The following is a 23,933-nucleotide window of genomic DNA, read 5'->3' as shown; positions in this document are numbered from 1 at the left end:
ACATCCAAGGGGCTGGAGACAACAAGAATGAAAACGTATTCACCTGAGCTTAAAGCCGCTGTGATTGCCAGAATGATGCCACCACACAATCAGCCGGTTGTTCAGATTGCACGCTCTGAGGGGATCCCTGTCAATACGCTTTACACCTGGCGCTCCAAGGCAGGTATTTCGACCGCGAGCACCCACGTTGAGGTAAAAACCCCGCAGCAATGGTCCCGTGAGGCTCGTTTTGCCATCCTGGTTGAAACGGCACCTCTTTCCGCCCATGCTGTTGCTGAGTACTGTCGCCGTAAAGGGCTCTACCCTGAGCAAATTCAGCAGTGGAAGAATGAGATAATGCAGCCAGATCCGCGTGAAGAGAAAGCACTCGTCAAGAAACAGCAAAACGAAATTCATCAGCTTAAGCGTGAAATTGCCCGCAAGGATAAGGCGTTGGCTGAGGCTGCGGCATTGCTGATATTGCAAAAAAAGTTCAAGGCGTTGTTCGTCGAGGAAAACGGGGACGAATGACGCCGACTCCGGACAGGCTGCGATTGATGACAATCGTAAAGGAAGCCGTTGCTGCAGGCGCGAGGCTGAGCGAGGCTTGCCAGTCTATTGGGCTTAGTGAGCGAACATTACAGCGTTGGGGAAAAGGGACGCATGACCGCAGACCCACGGCGTCACGGCCCATCCCGAAGAACAAACTCACTGCCGAAGAGGAACAACAGGTTTTAGCCCTCTGTCATGAACTGCGGTTCGCCAGCCTGCCACCGACGCAAATCGTTCCTTTGTTGGCGGATGAAAAGCGCTATATCGCCAGTGAGTCAACGTTTTATCGGATACTAAGACGTGCTGGCGAAACAACGCACCGTGGTCGGCAGAGGGTAGCGCAAAGCAAGCCGCTATCGACCTGGAGGGCGACGGCACCGAATCAGGTGTGGTCATGGGATATTACCTGGCTGAGGTCGCTGACGGCAGGACACTGGTTCTATCTGTACCTGATAGAAGACGTGTTCAGCCGCAAAATCGTCGGTCACGAGGTTCACTTGGTTGAAAGTGGTGAGCATGCGGCAGAGCTGATGAATCGGACAGTGCTGAGCGAACGCTGTTGGCAGGAGCCGCTGGTACTGCATGCGGATAACGGAGCCCCGATGAAGTCACAGGTGCTGCAGGTAAAGCTTGCGGAACTTAAGATAACCCCGTCGCACAGCCGGCCACGGGTGAGCAACGATAACGCGTATGTTGAATCGCTGTTCAGGACGTTGAAATACGTGCCGAGCTGGCCGGAGAAGGGCTTCGCGACGCTGGAGGATGCGCAGGCGTGGGTAGAAACCTTCGTTGGCTGGTATAACGAAGAACATCGGCACAGTGGTATCCGTTACGTCACACCAGGGCAACGACACAGAGGTGAAGATCGGGCACTACTGGCGCAGCGTAAATCGGTCTATGAAGCGGCGAAAATGCAGAATCCACATCGGTGGTCAGGTTCAACGAGAAACTGGCACCGGCAGGATGAGGTCTGGTTAAATCCGGAACGTGAAACGTTGGCCGCATGAATTAACTGAGGCGACAACTACCTTGACACGCGCCGAGATCGGGCACTACTGGCGCAGCGTAAATCGGTCTATGAAGCGGCGAAAATGCAGAATCCACATCGGTGGTCAGGTTCAACGAGAAACTGGCACCGGCAGGATGAGGTCTGGTTAAATCCGGAACGTGAAACGTTGGCCGCATGAATTAACTGAGGCGACAACTACCTTGACACGCGCCGGACCCATGCCCCCCAGGGAAATATCCCCTAATGTGTACGAGAAATTACTGCCATCAGTAAATTTCCCAGAACAATAATAAGGGGGCCATTGAGGAATGTTTACACGAAAATATTCCCGCCGTTGGATAAAATAAAGCTGCTCAGGAATAGCCGAGCTAAAGGCAGGTAGTGATAAATATTTTATTTCTTTCAGTGAATTACAAGTAAATTCAATTTTTGCGCCCGTAGGTTCTGCAATAATAGTCAATTGATTAGCAGCAAGGGCCAGACGGTTCTCGTGTTCTACACTACCAAAATCAAAAATAAACTGATTCGTCTCAGGTACCACATCCAGAATACGGCTGATAAATTGTCCGCGCGCATGCATAACCATCACTGCGGTATCGTTCTTCTTTAAATCTCGAAGAATTGCACAGATCGCTAATTTATTCGTTTTGACAAAATTTTCTTTAGACGTTTCGCTCACCTGCCATTCCCCATCTTTAATTTATTGCTCTGGCTACCCAGATTATTTTAATGAGCATATAAGTATCAGTATAGTTATCGGCAGATGCTTGAATTACTTTAATTATTTTTATAAAAAAACCGAAAGTTTAATTTCCACCCCAGGATTTCAAGATATAAGAAACCCGCATAGGCTTTGAATACGCTGTTGGACTGAACCAGACCAATATCCTTTACAACTAATCTTAAACGGAGAGCACTAGAGAGAGAACGTGGCAATTGATAAAAATTTGTGATCCAGGCAGCATTAAATCATCAGTCTGACTTGTACATTATTAACGCTCAAATTAGACATTTGAGTCATTTTTTATACCAATGAAATTTTAATAATTAATTATCAATGAATTACAAAAATATTCATGATACAAGCCGCCCTCTGAATAGGTATAAAAATGGTATATAAAAATCTGGTAACAAATATTCGAAAATTAATAAATCATCAGGATATTTCGCTGGGTGATTGCTTACCATCAGAAATTCAGTTAGCAGAGCGTTTTGGTGCATCACGAATGACAGTCAGAAAAGCACTGGATGTCTTAATTCAAGATGGTTTACTGGAACGGCAACAAGGGCGAGGGACATTTATTATCGGGAAAGATCTTAAACATGATAATAATCATCTGAACAGTTTCACCGAACAGATGAAAATGCTCGGCAAGACACCACATACTGAAGTTTCTGAGTTCAAAATTATTAGGGCATCGCAAGACATTGCCAGTCAGTTAAACATCAATCAAGACGATAAAATATATTATATCAAACGATTACGTTATGCTGACAAACAGATTATTCAGATAGAAGAGAGTTATCTGCCAGTCTCTCTGATGCCGGATTTAACTTACCATCATCTTGAATCATCTAAATATGACTTTATTGAAAAACATGCTAATTATCAGATTGAAGGTTGCCGGCAGACATTTTTACCTATTGTCGCCAGTCAGGAGTTTGCCCTGCAACTCCATTGCGACCCACGTACCCTGCTGCTGCAATTACTCGCCGTATCCAATGGAACTGACGGAGTCGTGGTAGATTTTTCGGTGATAACCTTTAATCCGGTTGATTATAAAGTCAGTTACTATCTCAAGCGCCATCCGCTAGATTAAAGGGTTGATTAGTGCATTAATCCTTTTTATCAGTAGATTAATGCACCAGAAGAAATATCAATAAGCCTAGCCCGGTAATAAACTCCCCAAACCAATAAATAGCCCGGCGATTGTGGCACTCATCAGATTAGATAATGTTGCCGCCAGTAGTGCACGGAATCCTAAGCGCGCAATTTCAGATGATCTTTCGGGTGCAACAGCACTGAAAGCGCCCACCACGACAGCAATTGAGCCAAAGTTGGCAAAACCACACAACGCAAAAGAGATAACTGCAATCGTTTTTACATCTAATGTCGCTATGGTTTCTTTCAGATAAGGAGAGAAACTCAAATAGGCTACGAACTCATTAATGGCTAATTTCTGGCCGATAAAACCACCCGCCAGTGAAGCATGTTCCCAAGATACGCCCATAATATAAGCCAGAGGCGAGAACACATAGCCAAGGATACTTTCCAGACTGAGCTGTTCGAAACCAAAGATGCCGCCAATTCCGCCAATAATGCCGTTAATTAACGCAATTAATGCAACAAATGCCATCACGACGGTGGCAACCCCAACGGCAATTTTTAACCCCAGCATGGCACCGCTGGCTGCGGCTTCGATAATACTGGCAGGGCGTTTGTCACTGAATGTCATCTCATTGAATTCAACTTTTGACTCTTCTGTCGCCGGGCTGATAATACGCGCAAACAATATCCCGCCAGGGATAGCCATTAACGAAGCAGCCAACAAATATTCAATCGGAACCCCAAGCCCGGCATAGCCCACCAACATAGAACCCGCGATGGATGCCATACCGCTACAGATAACGGTAAACAGTTCATTGCTGTTCATCTTATTAATAAAGGGTTTAACTACCGCTGGGATCTCATTCTGACCAAGGAAGATAGTGGTGACAGCGGCAAATGACTCTACTTTACTGATACCGAGTAACTTTTGAAATATAGAACCGAGAATATTAATTAGCCATCCCATAATGCCGAGATAATAAAGAATAGAAATTAATGAAGTGATGAAAATAATGGCCGGCAGGACATGAAAAGCAAAAACAAAACCGGCGCCATCAAATAACTCATTCATTTTTGGGCTAACTAAACCACCAAAAATAAATGCGCTACCTGCGTCACTATATGAAATAACTCTATTCACTGTATTAGCAATCGAAGAGATAAACCACTTTCCAGCAGGAACATAGAGCATGACTGCACCCAATGTTATTTGCAATAATAATGCAGCCCCGACGGTCCGTAATCTTATCTTTCTTTTATTTACTGAAAAAACATAGGCGATAAACAATAAAATGCATATCCCCGCCAAACTACGCAATAAATCCATAACCCCCCCGAAGTACCTCGAAGTTCCTATATAGATAGCTCATGCTCGAAAAGGTGCCCCTCGGACAACAAATGTGTCAGGGCACCTCAAAGATATGAGCAAGTATTTTGTAATAAGGACAATATTTAAAGCGTGTTACCGTTCTTTATTAAATAATGCTCTGATAGGAGCAGGCAATTTTGGCAGCTAACTGCGCATTATTAAATACCAACTGTATGTTAGCGTTTAAACTGTCACCACCGGTTAATTCAGCTACTCTGGCCAACAGGAATGGCGTACTTTCTTTACCAATAACCCCCTGCTCTTCTGATTCTTTTACTGCCTGATCAATGGCAGCATTGATCATCTCTTCGGGTAAAGCATATTGTGGTGGGATGGGGTTGGCAACAACCATTCCTCCACGCAGGCCGATACTCCATTTGGCATTCATTGCTGCCGCAATTTGCTCAGCACTGTCTAAGGTAATACTGACCTCAAACGGGCTGGTCCGACAGAAAAAAGCGGGCAGTGACCGAGTCTGATAACCAATAACCGGCACCCCATTAGTTTCCAGATATTCCATGGTTAGACCTAAGTCCAAAATAGATTTAGCGCCGGCGCAAACCACCGTCACATTAGTTTTCGCCAACTCCTGTAAATCGGCGGAAATATCAAATGTGGTGGCCGCACCACGGTGTACACCACCAATACCGCCGGTCGCAAAAACCTTAATCTTCGCCATTTGTGCAATAATCATGGTGGAAGCCACTGTTGTAGCACCATGTTGTCCATTTGCTATCACAAAAGGCAAATCACGACGGCTGACTTTCATAATGCTATGGCCTTCCTTGCCCAGCAATTCTATTTCGTCACGGGATAGGCCCGCTTTCATCCGGCCGTTTATAACGGCAATAGTGGCAGGCACAGCGCCATTCTCACGAATTTTCTGCTCTACCAGTAACGCTGTTTCTACATTTTGTGGGTAAGGCATCCCATGAGAAATAATGGTAGATTCTAATGCGACGACGGCTTTATTTTGCGCCAAAGCCTGTGCAACCTCTGGTGATATATCTAAATAAGATTGTGCCATTGCGTTATTTGTCATGGTTGTAATTCCAATAGTTTTTTAACACTGCCATTTGACAGATTGGGGTTATTAGTCAGTTCCGAAGAGAGCGTTAATGCTGAGCACCCTTGAGCAAAACGGATACTCTCAGCAAATTCCATGTCATCCAGCCAGCAACTTGCTAAACCAGACATCATCGCGTCTCCGGCCCCGGTAACATTCACAATGTTGATATTCAGTGGCAATGACCAGCCAACCTGTCCATCAATTTCACTGAAATAAACCCCCTCTTTTCCCATACTTAATGCCAGGCGCTGGACGCCTTGTTGGTGAAACCAGTGCGCCACCACCGGAATATCATCGTGGCTGTTAATTTTCATGCCACTGAGTATCTCTGCTTCCAGACGATTAGGTTTCAGCGTGTGAATATGGGATAACCAGTTTTTAATTCTGGGTGCTTTGAATGCTGAAACCGTATCGACGAATACAGGAACATTACCGGCATTGGTAAATATCCATGAGAGGGCTTCTTCGGTTAAATTACAGTCGACGACTAATATTCCCGCGTGTTGAATTATCTCTTTGGTGGTTGCTAATAATGACGGCGTTAGTTTTTCTAATATGCGCATATCATTAATCGCCACCAACATTTCGCCACCATCATCGAGTAACGAAACATAAGTAGAGGTATTTTCACCGTGCAAACTGTGGCAATTACTGACATTGACACCGGCGCGTTTAGCCTCATCAATCAGGGTCGCACCATAAAAATCATCTCCCACCACCGAGATGAGATGGCACTCTTTGCCTAATAGCGCAATATTTTCAGCAATATTTCGCCCAACACCGCCTGGGGTGCATTTTATTTTCCCTGGGTTGGAATCTTCATAAATGAGCTTACTGGCTGCATAACCACAAACATCCATATTTACCGAGCCAACCACCACCACATAACTGTGCTCAGATAATATATATCCCTTTCCTTTGATATAACCTTTTTGCATTAGATTCATAATGTGACCCGCCACCCCCGAGCGACTAATGCCTAGAATATCGGCAATTTCTTGCTGGGGGATCAATGGATCTCGTCTCAGAAGCTGCAATATTTGTTTTTCTCGGCTGGTCATAATGGACACTTGTTTGTTTTTAAACATGTGCTTGTTTTATTATTTTGACTAAATAGAGTAAAGCGTATTTTATTACTCTATTTCAAAGTTGAGAGAACGATCGTAAGCGTGTTTTCAAGCAGTTACAGCACATTTTCTGTGAGGTAACTCAAGTTCTTCCGATAGGAAAATAAGTTTTAAATAGTAATATTCTGACAGGAAGGATATTCCACTAAAAATAAAGATAGATAATCAAGAGGATAACAATACACGCAGAAGCAACCCAACAAGTGTTTGGTTGTCTATTTTTGGGTAGGTAAATTGATGAATAGCCATAAACGCGTTACATCGAATAATGATCTATTTCACACTTAAAGGCTGATACTTCACAGGGAGATTAACCAGAGAAAAAAATAAAACGACAGCAGCAGCAGCCAGATGTCGTTTTACTGTATATGTTCTATCTGGTAATTAGCTACGCACTAAATCGTCGCCATAGCCAATCCACTTATAGGTTGTCAATGCATCCAACCCCATCGGGCCACGGGCATGAAGTTTTTGCGTACTTACTGCCACTTCAGCGCCTAAACCAAACTGGCCGCCATCGGTGAAACGGGTGCTGGCATTGACATAAACTGCCGATGAATCCACCGCCCGGACAAAATGTTCCGCGCTACTGAGTGAGCGGGTCAGAATAGCATCAGAATGGCTGGTACCATGCTCGCGAATATGGTCAATAGCAGCATTGATATTAGCCACAATATCCACATTCAAATCCAGAGATAACCATTCATCGTCATAATCAGCAGCTTCAACAGCCACTACCTTGGCCTTACCTTCGGTCAGATACGGCAGCGCCTGCGGGCTGGCATGCAGTGTCACGCCAAAGGCATGCATTCGGGTACTGAGTACAGGCAGGAAGCGCTCTGCAATAGCTTGATGAACCAGCAAGGTTTCCAATGAGTTACACGCACTTGGCCGCTGAACTTTGGCGTTTTCAATCACTAATAACGCTTTCTCAAAATCAGCACTTTCATCCACAAAGGTATGACAAACCCCAATACCACCGGTAATCACCGGAATGGTTGATTGCTCACGGCACAGTTTATGTAAACCAGCCCCACCCCGTGGAATCAACATATCGACATAGCGATCCATACGCAGTAACTGATTTACCAATTCCCGATCAGGGCTTTCAATCGCCTGCACTGCCGCCGCGGGTAAGCCGCACTGTTCCAGTGCCTGCTGGATAACCTTCACGGTTGCCTGATTAGTGTGATGAGTCTCTTTGCCACCCCGCAAAATCACGGCATTGCCGGTTTTCAAGCAGAGGCTGGCGACATCAATCGTAACGTTAGGACGCGCTTCATAAATGACACCAATCACCCCCAGAGGCACACGGCGGCGTTCCAGCTTTAAGCCACTGTCAAGTAGGCTGCCATCAATAACGCGGCCCACAGGGTCATTCAGGCGGCATACCTGACGCACATCATTAGCAATAGCCGCTAAGCGTGCCGGGGTCAATAACAGCCGATCGAGCAGCGCCTCACTCATGCCCGTATCACGTGCAGCCTGCATATCTTGCTCGTTGGCATGCAAAATAGCCTGACTTTCAGATTCCAACAGGTTAGCTATTACTGCCAGCGCCTGATTTTTCTTTGCCGTGCTCAACATTGCCAACTGCCAGGAAGCCTGTTTGGCGGCTTTACCCATCTGTTCCAGCATGCTCATGCTCGCTCCTTAGCTAACAATCATATCGTCACGATGAACCGCCACCGGGCCATATTCGTACCCGAGGATTTCACTGATTTGTTGCGAGTGATGCCCCGCTAACATGCGCAGCGCATCGCTGTTATAGCGTGATACACCGTGGGCCAAATCCCGCCCGCCAAGATTGCGGATACGGATCACTTCACCACGGGAGAAATCCCCTTGAACACTGCGAATACCTTTGGGCAGCAGCGAACTGCCGCGCTCCATAATAGCGGCTACAGCCCCATCATCGACCGTAATTTCACCCGCTGGCGGTGCACCAAAAATCCAGCGTTTACGGTTTTCCAACGGGGTTTCCAGTGCATGGAAGCGAGTACCAACCGGCGTGCCATCAATCACATTCGCAATAACACCGGACTGACTGCCCGCGGCAATAATCACATCAATACCAGCGCGGCAGGCAACATCTGCTGCTTGCAGTTTAGTGGCCATACCACCAGTGCCAAGGCCTGAGACACTATCGCCAGCAACTCCGCGCAAAGCATCATCGATACCATGCACTTCGCGAATAAGCTCAGCTTCAGGATTGTTACGCGGATCAGCCGTGTATAACCCCGCCTGATCGGTCAGTAACAGTAGCTTATCGGCACCGGCAAGAATGGCTGCCAGTGCCGAGAGATTATCGTTATCGCCTACTTTGATTTCAGCGGTGGCGACAGCATCATTCTCATTGATTACCGGCACGATGCGGTTATCCAGCAAGGCATTCATGGTGTCACGGGCATTGAGAAAACGCTCTCTGTCTTCCAAATCAGCACGGGTCAGTAACATCTGACCGATATGGATGCCATAGATGGAAAACAGCTGTTCCCAGAGCTGGATTAGCCGGCTTTGCCCGACTGCGGCTAACAGTTGCTTTGAGGCAATAGTGGCAGGCAATTCTGGATAACCCAAGTGTTCACGCCCGGCGGCAATCGCCCCGGAGGTGACAATAACAATACGATGACCTTTTGCGTGTTGCTGGGCACATTGGCGCACCAGTTCAACAATATGGGCACGGTTAAGACGACGGGAACCGCCGGTCAGAACACTCGTCCCCAATTTCACAACCAATGTCTGGCTGCCACTCATAATTTTTCTGCCATTGGGATGAATTAAAGAAACAATATATACCCAAAGTAATTGGAGTTGCAGTATGGCTGCCAGCGAACTCATCCCGATGAGCTTATTCATGTAAGAACAAATGTGACTCGGGTGAATGAACGTAGCTAACAACCCTGCGGCTCTATGTACGAAGGGGATGGGTCTTTGTAGCAGGCGGGAGGCATAATGCCAACAGTCAGAATGAGAAATTCCCCCTTTTATTGTGCTAAAGGGGGAATATTCTATTTAATTAGGCATTAACAAACAGACTTCTAAGCGGACAACTTCAGCGGCTGATCGCTAAAATGCTGCGCTGGCTCCAATCTCATTTCAATTGAAGTCAACATCTCAGCAAGGCGTTTATGGAAACCACGCAGCGTGGTCTCCAGTTTCTCTTGTATTTCAGGATCTTTAATCTTTTCCGCTTTCCAACTGCCTTCTTTATTAAACAGGCCGAACTGGTAAACGTAGGTAAAATGGTCTTCTGCCGGTTCCAACTCTATCCACCAGCCCCAAAACTCACGTTTCTCGGGGGCAAGCTTCACATTGACGCAAACAGCTAAACAGTCAAAGAAAAAATGGTCACTCTGGCACTGCCCTTCACGCAGATATGGTCCTAAAGCGGCAAAACGTTTCATAAGCTTACTTTTAGGATGAGCACTGGTCGACGTCATTCTTAAATCTCCTTATATAGACGATCCTTTTTAGCAAACTGTTAAAAATTAGCAACTCATTAACGCATTTTATCTTCTAACCACTCACTGGCTTGCAATAATGCACGGTGGAAATTGTCGTACAGCGGCGTTGATGATATAGGTAATAGCTTGCCATCCGCCGAGGAAGAACAGATTAACTTCGCCTCTTCTTTCGGGCTGAATGGATCATTTTCCCAGTAGCCCGCCAACATAGGTGTTTGGCAACGCCGCCCCAGCAACCCCTGTGTTTTCAGCGAATAGCGGTTCATTTCTGTTCTAAGCGTTTCATCTGCCGCATCAGCCATTCCCAATCGGCTGGCCATAACATCCATATACATATCTGGCACCTGGCGCTGGCTGTCAGCGTTACACAGAAGATAATGCACAATCGGCCCAAGGCATGCCACAGCACGCACCCGCTGCGGCTCTAAATACCCCAGGCGCACCGCTACGTTGGCACCGAAACGGAAACCGAAAACACTGACTCGCTGATGATCAACCCAAGGGATATCCGGCAATGCCTGCAATACTTGCTGATGCAGATAACTGGTGTCCTGCGTTAACTTCCAACGCGACGAAGCCCCCACCGATGGCATGTCCACCGTCAACATGGCTATCCCTTTCGGGGCCAGATAGTCACGGAACAGGCGATGATAGTCACTTTGCAATGTATCCAACCCACCACACATCAATACCGTTGGGAATGGCGCACTGCCAACAGTCGGCATATGCAGGAACCCCGCCAGCGTACCGCCATCTGAAATCGCGAAATTAAGCTCTTTCAGGTTATACGGCAGGTGTTCAGCGGCGGCTTCATAGGCGCGGTTTGATAACACCTCGACTTGCTCGGCCAGCTCATCACCTTTCAGATGTGGGTAACCCGCAATGCTGTATAAATTGGCCGCATTTAACCAGTATTGACCAGCATTCATCGGGTCGCTCTCTTCCATGGCTTTTTGCTGCCACAGCATCCCCTGATGGGCCCACTCATAAATCCAGTTACCATTGCGATAGCCCACCACGGTATCTAGCAGTTCGTTATCGCTGTGTTCTGCCTTTGAACAGGCAATGCGTGACAACACTTCTTCTATTTCAAGGGGATCAACACCGCGCCAGGTCCATATCAAACGGTTGATCATCCGATACCAATGGCTGGTGGTATCACCGTCCAAGGCAGAATGTACCGTCATAGGATGGTTGCAGTGAGCATGCCGCACGAGAGTTGAAGTTTCAGGATGCTTGAACTTTGGTTTAAACAGAATTTCAGAGAGGTTGGCTTGTGCCATGGTAACGATAGCCTCCATAAGCCGTGATTCAGGCCCGATAAGGGCTGGTCAGATGGGGTCAAGTGTACTCATACTGCGGAGAAAATGAAACGCCCGGAGCTGACCAGGCGTTTAAAGCCAACTAAATTACTTACCGCTTAAAGGAGCAACAAAGGTTACAGCCATATCCCACGGCTGCTCAATCCAGGTGCCCTGAGGAATATCAACCACATAATCATCAACTAATGGGCGACCAGCAGGTTTGGCGAAAATAGTAACAAAGTGTGCCTTCGGATACATCTCACGGATAGCTTTCGCAGTGCCGCCAGTATCAACCAAATCATCAATCACAATAAAGCCTTCGCCGTCACCTTCAGCACGTTTCAGGACTTTAAGCTCGCCTTGGTTATCATGGTTATAACTGGCGATGCAAACGGTGTCGACATAACGAATACCCAGCTCACGCGCCAGAATACCCGCAGGCACCAAACCACCACGGCTTACCGCAATAATCCCTTTCCATTGATCGGCTGGCAGTAAACGCTGTGCCAGTTTGCGGGCGTGAATTTGCAACATATCCCAGGTAACGACGTATTTTTCGCTCATAAAGTGTAATCCCAGCCAGTAAAGGAGTGGCTTGCCATGTATCAGAAGGGGAAAAAAGGTTGCGCGAGATTATAGTGAGCCAGCCGGATAAAAACCAGCAATTATCGGGTTAATTAATCGGGTCTAATGCGGTAATTGTGCGGCGAAACGCGCGTAATGCCGATGAAAGTGATATTCTCAAACCATCTCGCCATTCCGATGGCGGTTTGTCACTACCCTTAAAATCTTTAGTCATCAACCCGATAGCATCTCTGACATCTTCATCCTGAGGTTGCCGATATGAGCATGCTGTTACAGGAGACTTACAGTGTCTGAACTGTCTCAACTTTCGCCTCAGCCGTTGTGGGATATTTTCGCAAAAATCTGCTCAATCCCCCATCCGTCTTACCATGAAGAAGCGCTGGCGCAGCACATTATGACGTGGGCCAAAGAAAAAGGTCTGCACGCTGAGCGTGACAAGGTCGGTAATATCTTGCTGCGTAAGCCTGCTACCAAAGGGATGGAGAACCGTAAGCCAGTTGCGCTGCAAGCTCATCTGGATATGGTTCCGCAGAAGAATAATGATACGGTACATGACTTTACCAAAGATCCTATCCAACCATATATCGACGGTGAATGGGTTAAAGCCCGTGGCACCACATTGGGTGCGGATAACGGCATTGGTATGGCTTCTGCGCTGGCCGTATTGTCTGATGACAGCGTTGAACATGGCCCACTGGAAGTGTTACTGACCATGACCGAAGAAGCCGGTATGGATGGTGCCTTCGGCCTGCAACCTAATTGGTTGAAAGCCGATATTCTGATTAATACCGATTCTGAACAGGAAGGTGAAATCTATATGGGTTGCGCTGGTGGTATTGATTTTATCACCACTCTGGCCCTGAAGCGCGAAGCCGTTCCTGCTGGGTTCCAAACCCTGAAACTGACCTTAAAAGGCCTTAAAGGTGGTCACTCCGGTGCGGATATCCATTTAGGTTTAGGCAATGCCAACAAGCTGCTGGCCCGCTTCCTGTTTGAACACGCAAAAGATCTGGATCTGCGCGTATTGGATCTCAATGGCGGTACATTGCGTAACGCTATCCCGCGTGAGGGTTCGGTGATCCTGGCAGTTAGTGCAGATAAAGTCGATCAATTGAAAAGCCTTAGTCAGGCGTATCTGGCAACGTTGAAAAACGAGCTGGCGGCGGTGGAAAAAAATCTGGCACTCCTGCTCGAACCGGTATCCACTGAGACAAAAGCGCTGACTAAAGACACACAGCAGCGTTTAGTGGCACTGCTGAATGCCACGCCAAACGGTGTAATTCGCATGAGTGATGCCGTTAAAGGCGTGGTTGAGACCTCACTGAATGTCGGTGTGGTTACCATGAATGAGAACGAAGCAGAAATCATCTGTCTGATTCGCTCCCTGATCGACAGCGGCAAAGATTACGTGGTGAGCATGCTGACGGCAATTGGTCAGTTAGCTGGTGCACAAACGCTACCGAAAGGCGGTTACCCTGGCTGGCAGCCGGACCCAACCTCTCCTGTCATGGCATTGGTGCGGGAAACATACCAAAAACTGTTCAACAAAACACCGAACATCATGGTTATCCACGCGGGTCTGGAGTGTGGTTTATTCAAAAAACCTTACCCGGATATGGATATGGTGTCGATTGGGCCAACCATGACCGGCCCACATTCACCGGATGAACAAGTTCATATCGAAAGCGTGGGTCAATATTGGCAGTTACTGACCGCCCTGCTAAAAGCCATTCCAGAACGGGCATAAACAAATCTGATTGATCTTTATGTGATAACGGCGGTGCTTCGACCCGCCGTTTTTTATTGCATATACTATTCCCAACTAAGCAATAATTGCCGCTCAAGTTGTGGATCCAGTAAAGTGACATGTAGCCCTACCAAGCGAACTCCCCGCCCGGCTCGCCGTTCATTCCATGCAGTGCGCGCCACTTGTAGCAGATCAGTCTTATTCAGTTCCGGCCAGACATGCTCCTGCGTAGTTTGTTGAAAATCATGAAATTTCAATTTAATACCCTGACGCGCAATATGCAGATCCGGCCTCACTTTACGTAATCGAGTTTCCAGTTCAATATAAAGCTGTTCAATCAATGCCTCACAACTTTCCCAGTCATGAATATCTTCCGCCAGCGTTCTTTCAACACCGACCGATTTACGCAATCTGTCCGGGGATATTTCCCGCTCATCAATACCGTGGCTACGCTCCCACAACACATGACCGAATTTGCCAAAACGCTTTAATAGTTCAGCCTGCGGATAGTTTTGTACCTCGCCGCAAGTAACCAACCCGAGTTCTTGTAAACGTTTAGCGGTCACTTTCCCCACGCCAGGAATCTTACTCAACGGCAAATCATGCAGGAAAGGCTGAATCTGATTAGGGGTGATGACATATTGACCATTCGGTTTATTCAGATCTGACGCAATTTTGGCCAGAAATTTTATCGGGGCAATACCGGCGGAGGCGGTCAGACTCAGTTCATCAGAAATGGCTTGACGGATTTCCTGAGCAATTAAAGTGGCAGAACCACTGCATGCAGAGCAATCAGAAACATCCAGATAGGCTTCATCCAGCGAGAGCGGCTCAATCAGCGGGGTATAGCGAGCGAAAATTTCACGGATATGCAGCGACGCCTCTTTATAAGCCGCCATTCTGCCAGGAATAACTTTAAGCTGTGGGCAGAGTTTAAGTGCCATCGCCGTTGGCATAGCACTACGAACACCATAACGTCTGGCAGGGTAATTGGCCGTACTGATCACTCCACGCCGATCGCGGCTGCCGCCAATCGCGATGGGAATATCACGCAAACTGGGATCGTCGCGCATTTCCACTGCCGCGAAGAAGCAATCCATATCGACATGAATAATCTTACGCATGTTATCTTTCCCCAACCAAACCACTGTATAAGGATACAGTTAAATAGGAAAAATTCAAGATTATCCTAATCCTCAACCCGCCTCAGATTGCTTATCGGAGGCTAGCCTGCTAGCTGTTTACTCAGTCCTCTCCAATATCAGCAAGTCCCGCCGATAAAGCTGGCTAGACGGCCTAAATCCACATTACCTCTCGAAAGAATCACACCAGCCCGTTTGCCGCGCAGATCGAACTGATCACCAAACGCAACGGCTGCCTACAGGCAACCGCTGGGTTCAACCACAATCTTCATTTAGTGGTCGCTAAAAATAGAACTCTTCAATGACTTATCTTGCTGATGCCGTTCTAACGCCAGTTCAATCAGTGTTGTGATCAACTCTGTAGAACCGACTCCCGTGGCGCGCCAGAGTTTGGGGTACATACTGATATTAGTGAAACCAGGTAGTGTATTGATTTCATTTATAATAACGGTATTTTCTGGCGTTAAAAAGACATCTACCCGTGCCAGACCACGGCATTCAAGCGTACGAAACGCGGCTAATGCTACTGCGCGAATATTGTCGCTGGCTGCATTGTCTATCACTGCAGGGATAACCACCTGAGCACCGGTTTCATTAATATACTTGGTATCGTAGGAGTAAAATTCATCACTGACGACCACTTCACCACACAGGCTAGCTCGAGGGTTATCATTACCCAGTACCGCACATTCAATCTCGCGCCCAACAATAGCTGATTCAACTAATACCTTATGGTCAAAATCAAACGCAAGCGTAACAGCCTGCTGGTATTCAGCCGCATTGCGTACTTTACTCACCCCAACCGAGGAGCCTTGATTTGCCGGTTTGATAAATAAAGGTAAGCCAAGTTTTGCCGTTATCTGCTCAAAACTGTAATTATCTTTATTTGTCCGTGTCAGCGTAATAAAAGGGGCAATATTCAACCCGGCATCACGCAGTAACCGCTTGGTGAGATCTTTATCCATGCTGACCGCAGATCCCAGCACGCTGGACCCAACGAAGGGGATATTGGCCATGCGCAGCAAGCCTTGCAAAGAACCATCCTCGCCTAATGTACCGTGTACTATCGGGAAAATAACATCCAGTTGCGCCAATGCTGTGGCATTATCCGCCGCAATCAGTTGCTGGCGCTCTTGACCGGGAATCAACGCTACATTTCTGTTTGAGTGATTCAGGGAGATCAGCGCTGGATTCTCTGCATTTAACAAATAGCTGGATGCATCGTTAACATGCCATTTCCCCTGTTTATCAATACCCAGTAGCGTGACATCAAACTTTTCCTTATCAATCGCCTCTACGATGTTTTTAGCCGACTGCAACGACACTTCATGCTCAGCCGATTTACCACCAAAAATCACACCAACCCGCAATTTCGACACACAGTATTCCTTCTTAAAATCTGGCACTTAAAGGTGCAACAACCCAGTGAAATCTCACCTCACACTAATACAATCTTTGTCTGCTTAACTAATGGTTTTTAAGATTTATACAGAGTTTTCTCACTCCGCGACAGGGAATAAACATCATCAATATCAGTATGTAATTCTATCGTTGATGAATGCCACCCTATTTATTCATATCAAGATAACCATCGCGATGAGTCATAATTATCCTAATCAAAACACCAACTAATTACGTATATAACAGAATTGAATACTGTTATTGGTTTTTTTTTGCATTTTGTCATTTATTTTTAATAAAAAACCATTAAATTCGACAAGGTCGAAAAATGTTAGTTATATGATTAACCTTCACCTCATAAAATTCATTATTAGATAATGAATGGAAACTATATATTATGCGAAATTATATAATGGCTACCCTACTCCTTTCCGCTACCTTTGTTGTTAACGCCCAATCTGTTACCCTTGCAGCGCCACAAATTATTGCCCACCGTGCAGGAACGGCTGATGCGCCAGAAAATACCTTACCGGCTATCGATAAAGCACTATCTAATGGTGCTGACGCCATATGGATTACATTACAACTATCGAAAGATAATATTCCGGTATTGTATCGCCCTATAGACCTCAAAGAGTTGACAGATAAGTCCGGTACCATCTCAGGTTATACTGCACAACAACTGGCTAAAGTGGATGCGAGCGTTGCCTATGATAAGAAACATCATATTCAACCGAAGGCTGGCACACACACAGGTATTCCCACACTTGATGAAGTGCTGAAGAAGTATCCTGACACGACATTCTATCTGGACATTAAATCGCCCGATGCCAACCCAATAACCTTTGCCAAAGCCCTAAAAGAGACGCTTACCGCAACCAGCAAAGGAGAAAAAGATCGCTTCGCACGTACCCGAGTTTACTCTACGGATGATAACTATCTGGAAGCACTGGATAAAGTGAATGAAACCAGTGATATCTCACATAAAATCAATCGATTTGAAAGCCGCAACTTTACTCGGACTCAATTAGCTAATATTACGATGGATCATAAATGTGAATTGCCAGCAGATAATAAAGAACGTTGGTATGGTTTAGAGTTACATCGCAAAGTACAAGTGGTAGAAAAATACACGTTGGGCGAAGGGCGTTCTGATGCAGTATTAAGTTGGGATAAAGAGGCGATGGATTGTTTTAGAAGGAATACCAACGCACATATTATTTTCTTCGGCATCAATACTCCCGAAGATTATAAAAAAGCGAGGGAATTACAGGCAAATGGAGTTATGGTTGATTCTCCTGCACTTTTTAAAAGTATAGTGAGTAAGTAAGAATAAATAAGTAAAGAACAACCACAATGGTATAGACGTAAATCAGAAAATGAAAAAACAGCATTATCGACGTAGACTAATCAGCCACGAATAGCACTAAAGCGTAAATACCCCCCTGGTCAACACTGAGTTGGCTGGGGGGTTATGTCTAAATTTGCTTGTCGTGCATATAACCACGTTTTATACAGAATGCTCGGCATTAAAGCATCGTAATCTATAACACATCTTATAGGATACGGTATTGATCCAATTTTTTCTGGCGAGCGGCTTCCTTAGCCAAGCGCTTCTTACGAGAATCACAAGGCTCAGGGCAATCACATACTTTCTCCATCCCCAAACCCGTTATTCCTCCGCAACTGCCCTGTAAGGTTTTACGTTTTACGATATAACCTAACGACATCCCGCCGATGGCCAATAGAAAAAAGACAAAGGATGCGATAAAAACAGTCAACATATCCTCTCCTATCAAGGCCGTTTTTGCAGATAAGGTTTGAACGCATCAGAATAGCGTTCCTCAAAACCTTCATCGGTTTTTACTATCATAAACACTGGAATACCCAGTAAATTAGCGAGTGCCATCCCTCTTTCTGGCCCAAGGACATCTAACCCAGTCGACAGTCCATCTGCGGTCATACAGCTTGGGTCCAAAACAGTAATTGAGACTAATCGGTGGTTAATTGGTCGGCCAGTATCCGGGTCAATCGTATGTGAGTAACGCACACCATTCTGTTCAAAGTAATTACGATAATCCCCTGAGGTTGCTATTGCCATACGTCCAGGTTCGATAACCTCTTGAGCACCTTGCGCAGAACCTGCGACAGGTTTTTCTATCGCAATGCGCCAAGGTTTATTTTCCCCATTATTGCCACGAGTCCGTACTTCCCCTCCGATATCAACCATATAGTTGGTGATATTTTGCGTTTCCAGATATTCGGCTACAACATCGACCCCATATCCCTTGGCAATAGAGGATAGATCAACATACAACTCAGGGATCCGTTTGAGCAAGGCACCATTTTCTACGGCCAGATTATTAATACCGACCCATGCCCGACGTTTGGCAATTTCAGCCTCAGTAGGAACAACATCTGGCCGCCCTTCAGGACCAAAGCCCCATAAGTTAACCAAAGGTCCGACGGTGACATCCAGCGCCCCATCGGTCAGGCGATTAATGCGAATAGCCTCACGCACGACTTTAGCCGTCGCCGCTGAAACCGCGAAAGGTGTATTCACGGCACGACTTTGATTGAAGCGACTCAATTCAGAGTCGGGCCGATATGTCGACATCTGGTCATTAACCTGTTCCAACTCGCGGTCTATTTCCTGCTGTAACTTCTCTGGGCTGGGTGTGGATGAGTCACTCATATACTTAATTGAATATGAAGTTCCCATGGTTTTACCTTCGAGATTAACTTGCTCAGGACCACATCCTGTGAGCAGCAAAATCCCCACCACTGCCATGAACCAATGTGTTATCTGTTTCTGCACAATATCCCCAATTGCAGTAAAAAGCCGTGTAATGGCAAATCAGCCACCAAAATCATCAAGCATAATATTGTCGTCTTCCACACCGAGATCCTTCAGCATCTTGATAACTGCCGCATTCATCATCGGAGGGCCACACATATAGAATTCACAATCTTCCGGTGCCGGATGATTTTTAAGGTAATTTTCTAACAACACGTTATGAATGAAGCCGGTATATCCCGTCCAATTATCTTCCGGCTGTGGGTCTGATAATGCAACGTGCCAACGGAAATTATCATTCTCAGCCTGTAACTGGTCAAAATCTTCTTCATAGAACATTTCACGCCGTGAACGCGCACCATACCAAAAACTGATTTTACGCTTCGAATGTAGCCGCTTAAGCTGATCAAAAATATGCGAGCGCATCGGTGCCATACCCGCCCCACCGCCAATAAAGACCATCTCGGCATCGGTATCTTTGGCAAAAAACTCACCAAATGGACCAGAGATAGTCACCTTATCACCGGGTTTTAGTGACCAGATATAAGAGGACATAATGCCCGGCGGTGCATCAGGAACTGACGGTGGTGGCGTGGCAATACGCACGTTAAGCATGATAATGCCACGCTCTTCCGGGTAGTTTGCCATCGAGTAGGCACGCACCGTTGGTTCAACGACCACTGACTCGAACCGGAACAGATTGAATTTATCCCAATCACCGCGATATTCATCAGGCACATCGAAGTCCGCGTATTTAACAGTATGCGGTTCGGCCTCTATTTGGATAAAACCACCGGCACGGAATGGCACCACTTCACCATCTGGAATCTTCAGTTTCAGTTCTTTGATAAATGTGGCTTTATTATCATTAGAGATAACTTCACACTCCCACTTTTTCACCCCAAAGATTTCTTCTGGCAATTCAATTTTCAGATTTTGCTTAACGCTAACCTGGCAAGCTAACCGGCAGCCTTCTTTCGCTTCACGCTTTGAGATATGTGAAAGTTCCGTCGGCAGGATATCCCCGCCACCTTCTTTAATTGTCACGCGGCACTGCCCGCAGGAACCGCCACCACCACAAGCTGAAGAAACGAAAATACCTTGGCTGGAAAGCATGTTGAGCAGCTTATCCCCTGCCGGAGCGGTAAAACTTTTGTCCGCATCATCATTAACATCAACGGTAATATCACCGGTATTCACCAATTTTGATTTGGCAAATAGAATCATCACCGTCAATGCCAGTACGATGAGGGTGAACATCACTACGCCCAGAATTATTTCCATGAATTATTCCTGCCTTTATAAATTCACACCGGAGAAAGACATAAACCCTAAGGCCATCAATCCGGTTGTGATAAAGGTGATCCCTAACCCCTGTAAGCCCGCAGGCACATTGGCATATTTCATTTTTTCGCGAATACCTGCGAGGGCCACAATCGCCAGCATCCAACCGATACCCGAACCAAAGCCATAAACGATGGACTCAGGGAAGTTGTAATCTCGTTGCGCCATAAAGGAGACGCCGCCGAAGATGGCGCAGTTGACGGTGATCAGTGGCAGGAAAATACCCAATGCGTTATAAAGTGCCGGGAAATAGCGATCGAGAATCATCTCCAACACCTGCACTATGGCAGCAATAACACCAATAAAGGTGATGAAGTTGAGGAAACTAAGATCAACCCCTTCAACCAATGCGCCATCACGCAGCACCAGGTTATAAACCAGATTATTCGCAGGTACTGAGATACCCAATACCACCGTTACCGCGATACCAAGGCCAAAGGCAGTCGACACTTTCTTGGAAACAGCGAGGAAAGTACACATCCCCAAAAAGAATGCTAACGCCATATTCTCCACAAACACCGCGCGGACAAACAGACTGATGTAATGTTCCATCGTCAATTACTCCTTCTCAATCTGCGCAGGTTTCAGGGTACGTAGACCCCAAATCAGCAAACCAATGATAAAGAATGCGCTTGGTGCCAACAGGAACAATCCGTTCGGCTGATACCACCCGCCGTTCTGGACGGTTTCAAATACTGTTACTCCAAATAATTTGCCGGAGCCAATCAGTTCGCGAACAAAACCCACCAACACCAGCACTACGCCGTAACCCAAACCATTACCAATACCATCCATAAAGCTTTCAATCGGCGGCGATTTCATCGCATAAGCTTCAGCACGCCCCATCACAATACAGTTAGTAATAATCAGGCCGACAAATACGGATAGCTGTTTGGATATCTCATAGGCATAAGCCCGTAAGATCTGATCGACCACAATCACCAGCGAGGCAATAATCACCATCTGAACAATGATGCGCACGCTGTTTGGAATATGATTGCGAATCAGTGAGATAAAGAAACTGGAGAACGCCGTTACCAAGGTAACGGCCAGCGTCATCACTAATGCGGTTTCCAGCTTGGTGGTCACCGCCAGCGCGGAACAAACGCCAAGGATCTGTAAGGCTATCGGGTTGTTATCAAATAACGGCCCAAATAAAACCCGTTTAATCTCTTTGCTATCAGCCATTTTTTAACGCTCCTTCGCGCACTTTTTTCAGGAACGGGCCAAAGCCGTTTTCACCGAGCCAAAAATCAAAGCTGTTTTGCACCCCATTAGAGGTCAAGGTTGCACCTGACAGACCATCGATCGCATGAGGATCATTAGCCGGTGCGCGCCCTTTAACAATCCGAATAGCCGGTTGGCCTTGCTCGTCAAATAGCCGCTTACCAATCCATTGATTACGCCAAATTGGGTTCTCAACCTCGCCTCCCAGCCCTGGGGTCTCACCCTGATCGTAGTAGGTGATACCACGCACCGTTTTGCCGTCAGTGTCGATGGCAACAAAGGCATACATCATTGACCACAGACCGGAGCCATAAACAGGGAGAACTATCTTGTTGATTTGCCCGCTTTCACCACGTACCAGATAAATTTCAACGACATTCGCGCGCCGGCGGATGCCAGCAATATCCTGTGCGGGCGTTAGGGCAATGCTCATTTGGTCACTACGCAGTGCCTGAGCACGATCAAAGGTTGCCGGATCTTGTTGAATAAACGCACCGCTTTGCAAATCCAGCAGCCGTGGTTCAATGCGCAGCGCAAATTCCCGCTGAACGTCTTCTGCCGGCATTCTTGGTTGCAACAAACCCGCCACCGCTAGAATATTGCGCTGTTTGTCTAATAGCCGTTGCTCCTGCTGCTTGGCTTTCAAACCAACAGCCGCACCAGAAACCACCACAGAACACACCAGACAGAGCACAATTACCACCAGCAACGTTTTGCTGATGCTGTCATTATTTCTTGGTTTATCACTCGCCACGCGCTTTCCTCCGCTTGATGTTGGCCTGAACAACCACATAGTCAAACAGCGGTGCAAACAGGTTGGCGAACAGGATCGCCAGCATCATTCCTTCGGGATAAGCTGGATTAGCGACGCGGATTAACACACACATCGCACCAATCAAGCCGCCATACCACCATTTCCCTTTATTGGTAAAGGAAGCCGACACTGGGTCGGTCGCCATAAAGATCATCCCGAAAGCGAAACCACCGAGTACCAGATGCCAATACCACGGCATGGCAAATAACGGATTGGTAGTGGAACCAACCCAGTTAAATAGGTAGGCCGTAGCAATCATGCCAATCATGACCCCAGCCACAATACGCCACGAGGCGATGCGGCCGAAAAGAATAATGGCACCGCCAATCAGGATCATCAGCGTAGAGACCTCGCCAATAGATCCGGGAATATTACCGAGGAAAGCATCCATCCACGTAATAGGCTGATTAGTAATGGTATTAACCAAACTGTGGCTACCGTTGACACTCCATTGTGACAATGGAGTTGCACCAGAAAAACCATCAGCGGCAGTCCACACCAAATCACCGGATATCTGTGCCGGATAAGCAAAGAATAGGAAAGCACGCCCAGCCAGTGCCGGGTTGAGGAAGTTACGCCCAGTGCCACCAAAAATCTCTTTACCAATAACCACACCGAAAGAGATCCCAAGTGCTGCTTGCCATAATGGCAATGTGGGAGGGACTATCAGGGCAAACAGAATCGAGGTGACAAAGAAACCTTCGTTGATTTCATGCTTGCGGACAATAGAGAATACCACTTCCCAAAAACCACCGACCACAAACACAACGGCATAGATAGGCAGAAAATAAACCGCCCCCAGCACCATTTTGCTTGCCCAGCCAGCATCTGGAGCCAATGACGCCCCTAGCATTTGTGCCAACCAGTAATGCCAGTCACTGGCTATAACCTGTTGCAGTTCCGCGCCACTGTAGAGTTGGTTTAGCGCCGGGATAGCCTGTAGCCCTACGTTATACATGCCCCAGAACATGGCTGGGAATACCGCCAGCCATACCAGAATCATCATCCTTTTCAGGTCGATTGCATCTCGTACATGGGAAGCACCCGGTGTTACTTTGCCCTGCGTATAGAAAATAGTGGCTGCGGCTTCATATAGCGGATAGTACTTCTCTAATTTGCCACCCGCTTCAAAGTGGTGCTCTATTTTCTCAAGAAAATTTTTCAGGCCCATC

General features: G+C 46.8%; 21 protein-coding genes and 1 pseudogene. 4 read left to right on the top strand and 18 right to left on the bottom strand.

The features are described 5' to 3' along the window. The first annotated feature begins 27 nt into the window (after positions 1-27). A protein-coding gene (locus ACWJJO_RS05155; protein WP_481090522.1) for an IS3 family transposase occupies positions 28-1,538 on the top strand; the annotation gives its coding sequence in 2 pieces (ribosomal slippage) (positions 28-463 and positions 463-1,538; 1,512 coding nt in all). Between the two features lie 216 nt (positions 1,539-1,754). Here the strand turns inward: ACWJJO_RS05155 and ACWJJO_RS05150 are convergent. Beyond that, positions 1,755-2,219 (bottom strand): annotated as a pseudogene (locus tag ACWJJO_RS05150) (flagellar brake protein); the annotation flags it as partial. Positions 2,220-2,649: 430 nt separating this feature from the next. On the opposite strand from ACWJJO_RS05150, the gene ACWJJO_RS05145 reads away from it, so the two are divergent. Beyond that, on the top strand, positions 2,650-3,360 hold the full coding sequence (locus ACWJJO_RS05145) for a GntR family transcriptional regulator (protein ID WP_083160109.1): 711 nt from the start codon (positions 2,650-2,652) through the stop codon (positions 3,358-3,360). A 66-nt stretch (positions 3,361-3,426) separates the two neighbouring features. Here ACWJJO_RS05145 and ACWJJO_RS05140 read toward each other — a convergent pair whose 3' ends face one another. The 8 genes from ACWJJO_RS05140 to gpt all read right to left on the bottom strand — a co-directional run bounded on the left by ACWJJO_RS05140 (position 3,427) and on the right by gpt (position 12,268). After that, on the bottom strand, positions 3,427-4,695 hold the full coding sequence (locus ACWJJO_RS05140) for a NupC/NupG family nucleoside CNT transporter (RefSeq protein ID WP_083160111.1): 1,269 nt from the start codon (positions 4,693-4,695) through the stop codon (positions 3,427-3,429). Between the two features lie 148 nt (positions 4,696-4,843). Continuing rightward, positions 4,844-5,779 carry a pseudouridine-5'-phosphate glycosidase gene (locus ACWJJO_RS05135; RefSeq protein ID WP_083160113.1) on the bottom strand — a complete coding sequence of 312 codons (936 nt, stop codon included), beginning with the start codon at positions 5,777-5,779 and terminating at the stop codon, positions 4,844-4,846. Then, entirely contained in the window at positions 5,776-6,894 is a 1,119-nt protein-coding gene (locus ACWJJO_RS05130) for a PfkB family carbohydrate kinase (RefSeq protein ID WP_372568751.1), read from the bottom strand. Before ACWJJO_RS05130 ends, ACWJJO_RS05135 begins: the two co-directional genes overlap by 4 nt. 423 nt (positions 6,895-7,317) lie before the next feature. Further along, positions 7,318-8,571 carry a glutamate-5-semialdehyde dehydrogenase gene (proA, locus tag ACWJJO_RS05125; RefSeq protein WP_420073550.1) on the bottom strand — a complete coding sequence of 418 codons (1,254 nt, stop codon included), beginning with the start codon at positions 8,569-8,571 and terminating at the stop codon, positions 7,318-7,320. A 15-nt stretch (positions 8,572-8,586) separates the two neighbouring features. Next, complete coding sequence (gene proB / locus ACWJJO_RS05120) at positions 8,587-9,690, bottom strand: glutamate 5-kinase (RefSeq protein ID WP_083163836.1); 1,104 nt, start codon at positions 9,688-9,690, stop codon at positions 8,587-8,589. A gap of 284 nt (positions 9,691-9,974) precedes the next feature. After that, positions 9,975-10,376, bottom strand: coding sequence for a sigma factor-binding protein Crl (gene crl / locus ACWJJO_RS05115; RefSeq protein ID WP_083160119.1), 402 nt, complete (start codon positions 10,374-10,376; stop codon positions 9,975-9,977). A gap of 59 nt (positions 10,377-10,435) precedes the next feature. Continuing rightward, a complete protein-coding gene (gene frsA / locus ACWJJO_RS05110; RefSeq protein ID WP_083160121.1) occupies positions 10,436-11,683 on the bottom strand; it encodes an esterase FrsA in 1,248 nt (415 codons plus the stop codon). A gap of 126 nt (positions 11,684-11,809) precedes the next feature. Next, the gene (gene gpt / locus ACWJJO_RS05105) at positions 11,810-12,268 is read right to left on the bottom strand and encodes a xanthine phosphoribosyltransferase (RefSeq protein ID WP_083160123.1); all 459 of its coding nucleotides are present in this window, start codon (positions 12,266-12,268) and stop codon (positions 11,810-11,812) included. A 307-nt stretch (positions 12,269-12,575) separates the two neighbouring features. Between gpt and pepD the strand changes: the two genes are divergently transcribed. Beyond that, positions 12,576-14,036 (top strand): beta-Ala-His dipeptidase, encoded by a 1,461-nt coding sequence (gene pepD, locus ACWJJO_RS05100; protein WP_083160125.1) that lies wholly within the window; start codon positions 12,576-12,578, stop codon positions 14,034-14,036. 65 nt (positions 14,037-14,101) lie between these two features. On the opposite strand, the gene dinB is transcribed toward pepD, so the two are convergent. Beyond that, entirely contained in the window at positions 14,102-15,160 is a 1,059-nt protein-coding gene (gene dinB, locus ACWJJO_RS05095; protein ID WP_083160127.1) for a DNA polymerase IV, read from the bottom strand. A 290-nt stretch (positions 15,161-15,450) separates the two neighbouring features. Continuing rightward, on the bottom strand, positions 15,451-16,557 hold the full coding sequence (gene ddlA / locus ACWJJO_RS05090) for a D-alanine--D-alanine ligase (protein WP_083160129.1): 1,107 nt from the start codon (positions 16,555-16,557) through the stop codon (positions 15,451-15,453). Between the two features lie 419 nt (positions 16,558-16,976). On the opposite strand from ddlA, the gene ACWJJO_RS05085 reads away from it, so the two are divergent. Then, positions 16,977-17,909 carry a glycerophosphodiester phosphodiesterase family protein gene (locus ACWJJO_RS05085; protein ID WP_420073272.1) on the top strand — a complete coding sequence of 311 codons (933 nt, stop codon included), beginning with the start codon at positions 16,977-16,979 and terminating at the stop codon, positions 17,907-17,909. Between the two features lie 226 nt (positions 17,910-18,135). Here the strand turns inward: ACWJJO_RS05085 and nqrM are convergent, their stop codons facing one another. From nqrM to ACWJJO_RS05050, 7 genes are read right to left on the bottom strand one after another with little or no spacing between them, the layout of a single operon-like run. After that, the gene (nqrM, locus tag ACWJJO_RS05080; protein WP_083160133.1) at positions 18,136-18,363 is read right to left on the bottom strand and encodes a (Na+)-NQR maturation NqrM; all 228 of its coding nucleotides are present in this window, start codon (positions 18,361-18,363) and stop codon (positions 18,136-18,138) included. Between the two features lie 11 nt (positions 18,364-18,374). After that, positions 18,375-19,397 carry an FAD:protein FMN transferase gene (locus ACWJJO_RS05075; protein ID WP_420073271.1) on the bottom strand — a complete coding sequence of 341 codons (1,023 nt, stop codon included), beginning with the start codon at positions 19,395-19,397 and terminating at the stop codon, positions 18,375-18,377. Between the two features lie 39 nt (positions 19,398-19,436). Next, positions 19,437-20,660 (bottom strand): NADH:ubiquinone reductase (Na(+)-transporting) subunit F, encoded by a 1,224-nt coding sequence (gene nqrF / locus ACWJJO_RS05070; RefSeq protein WP_083160138.1) that lies wholly within the window; start codon positions 20,658-20,660, stop codon positions 19,437-19,439. Positions 20,661-20,675: 15 nt separating this feature from the next. Continuing rightward, positions 20,676-21,272 carry an NADH:ubiquinone reductase (Na(+)-transporting) subunit E gene (nqrE, locus tag ACWJJO_RS05065; protein WP_004392325.1) on the bottom strand — a complete coding sequence of 199 codons (597 nt, stop codon included), beginning with the start codon at positions 21,270-21,272 and terminating at the stop codon, positions 20,676-20,678. Positions 21,273-21,278: 6 nt separating this feature from the next. After that, the gene (locus ACWJJO_RS05060; RefSeq protein WP_083160140.1) at positions 21,279-21,908 is read right to left on the bottom strand and encodes an NADH:ubiquinone reductase (Na(+)-transporting) subunit D; all 630 of its coding nucleotides are present in this window, start codon (positions 21,906-21,908) and stop codon (positions 21,279-21,281) included. Beyond that, positions 21,901-22,701 carry a Na(+)-translocating NADH-quinone reductase subunit C gene (locus tag ACWJJO_RS05055; protein ID WP_083160142.1) on the bottom strand — a complete coding sequence of 267 codons (801 nt, stop codon included), beginning with the start codon at positions 22,699-22,701 and terminating at the stop codon, positions 21,901-21,903. The genes ACWJJO_RS05060 and ACWJJO_RS05055 overlap by 8 nt, the downstream gene beginning before the upstream one ends. After that, entirely contained in the window at positions 22,691-23,932 is a 1,242-nt protein-coding gene (locus ACWJJO_RS05050; RefSeq protein ID WP_083160144.1) for an NADH:ubiquinone reductase (Na(+)-transporting) subunit B, read from the bottom strand. Before ACWJJO_RS05050 ends, ACWJJO_RS05055 begins: the two co-directional genes overlap by 11 nt. Between the last annotated feature and the right edge of the window lies 1 nt (position 23,933).

It is taken from the genome of Yersinia antarctica, assembly GCF_056636475.1.
This window is presented reverse-complemented; position numbering and strand designations above follow the sequence as displayed.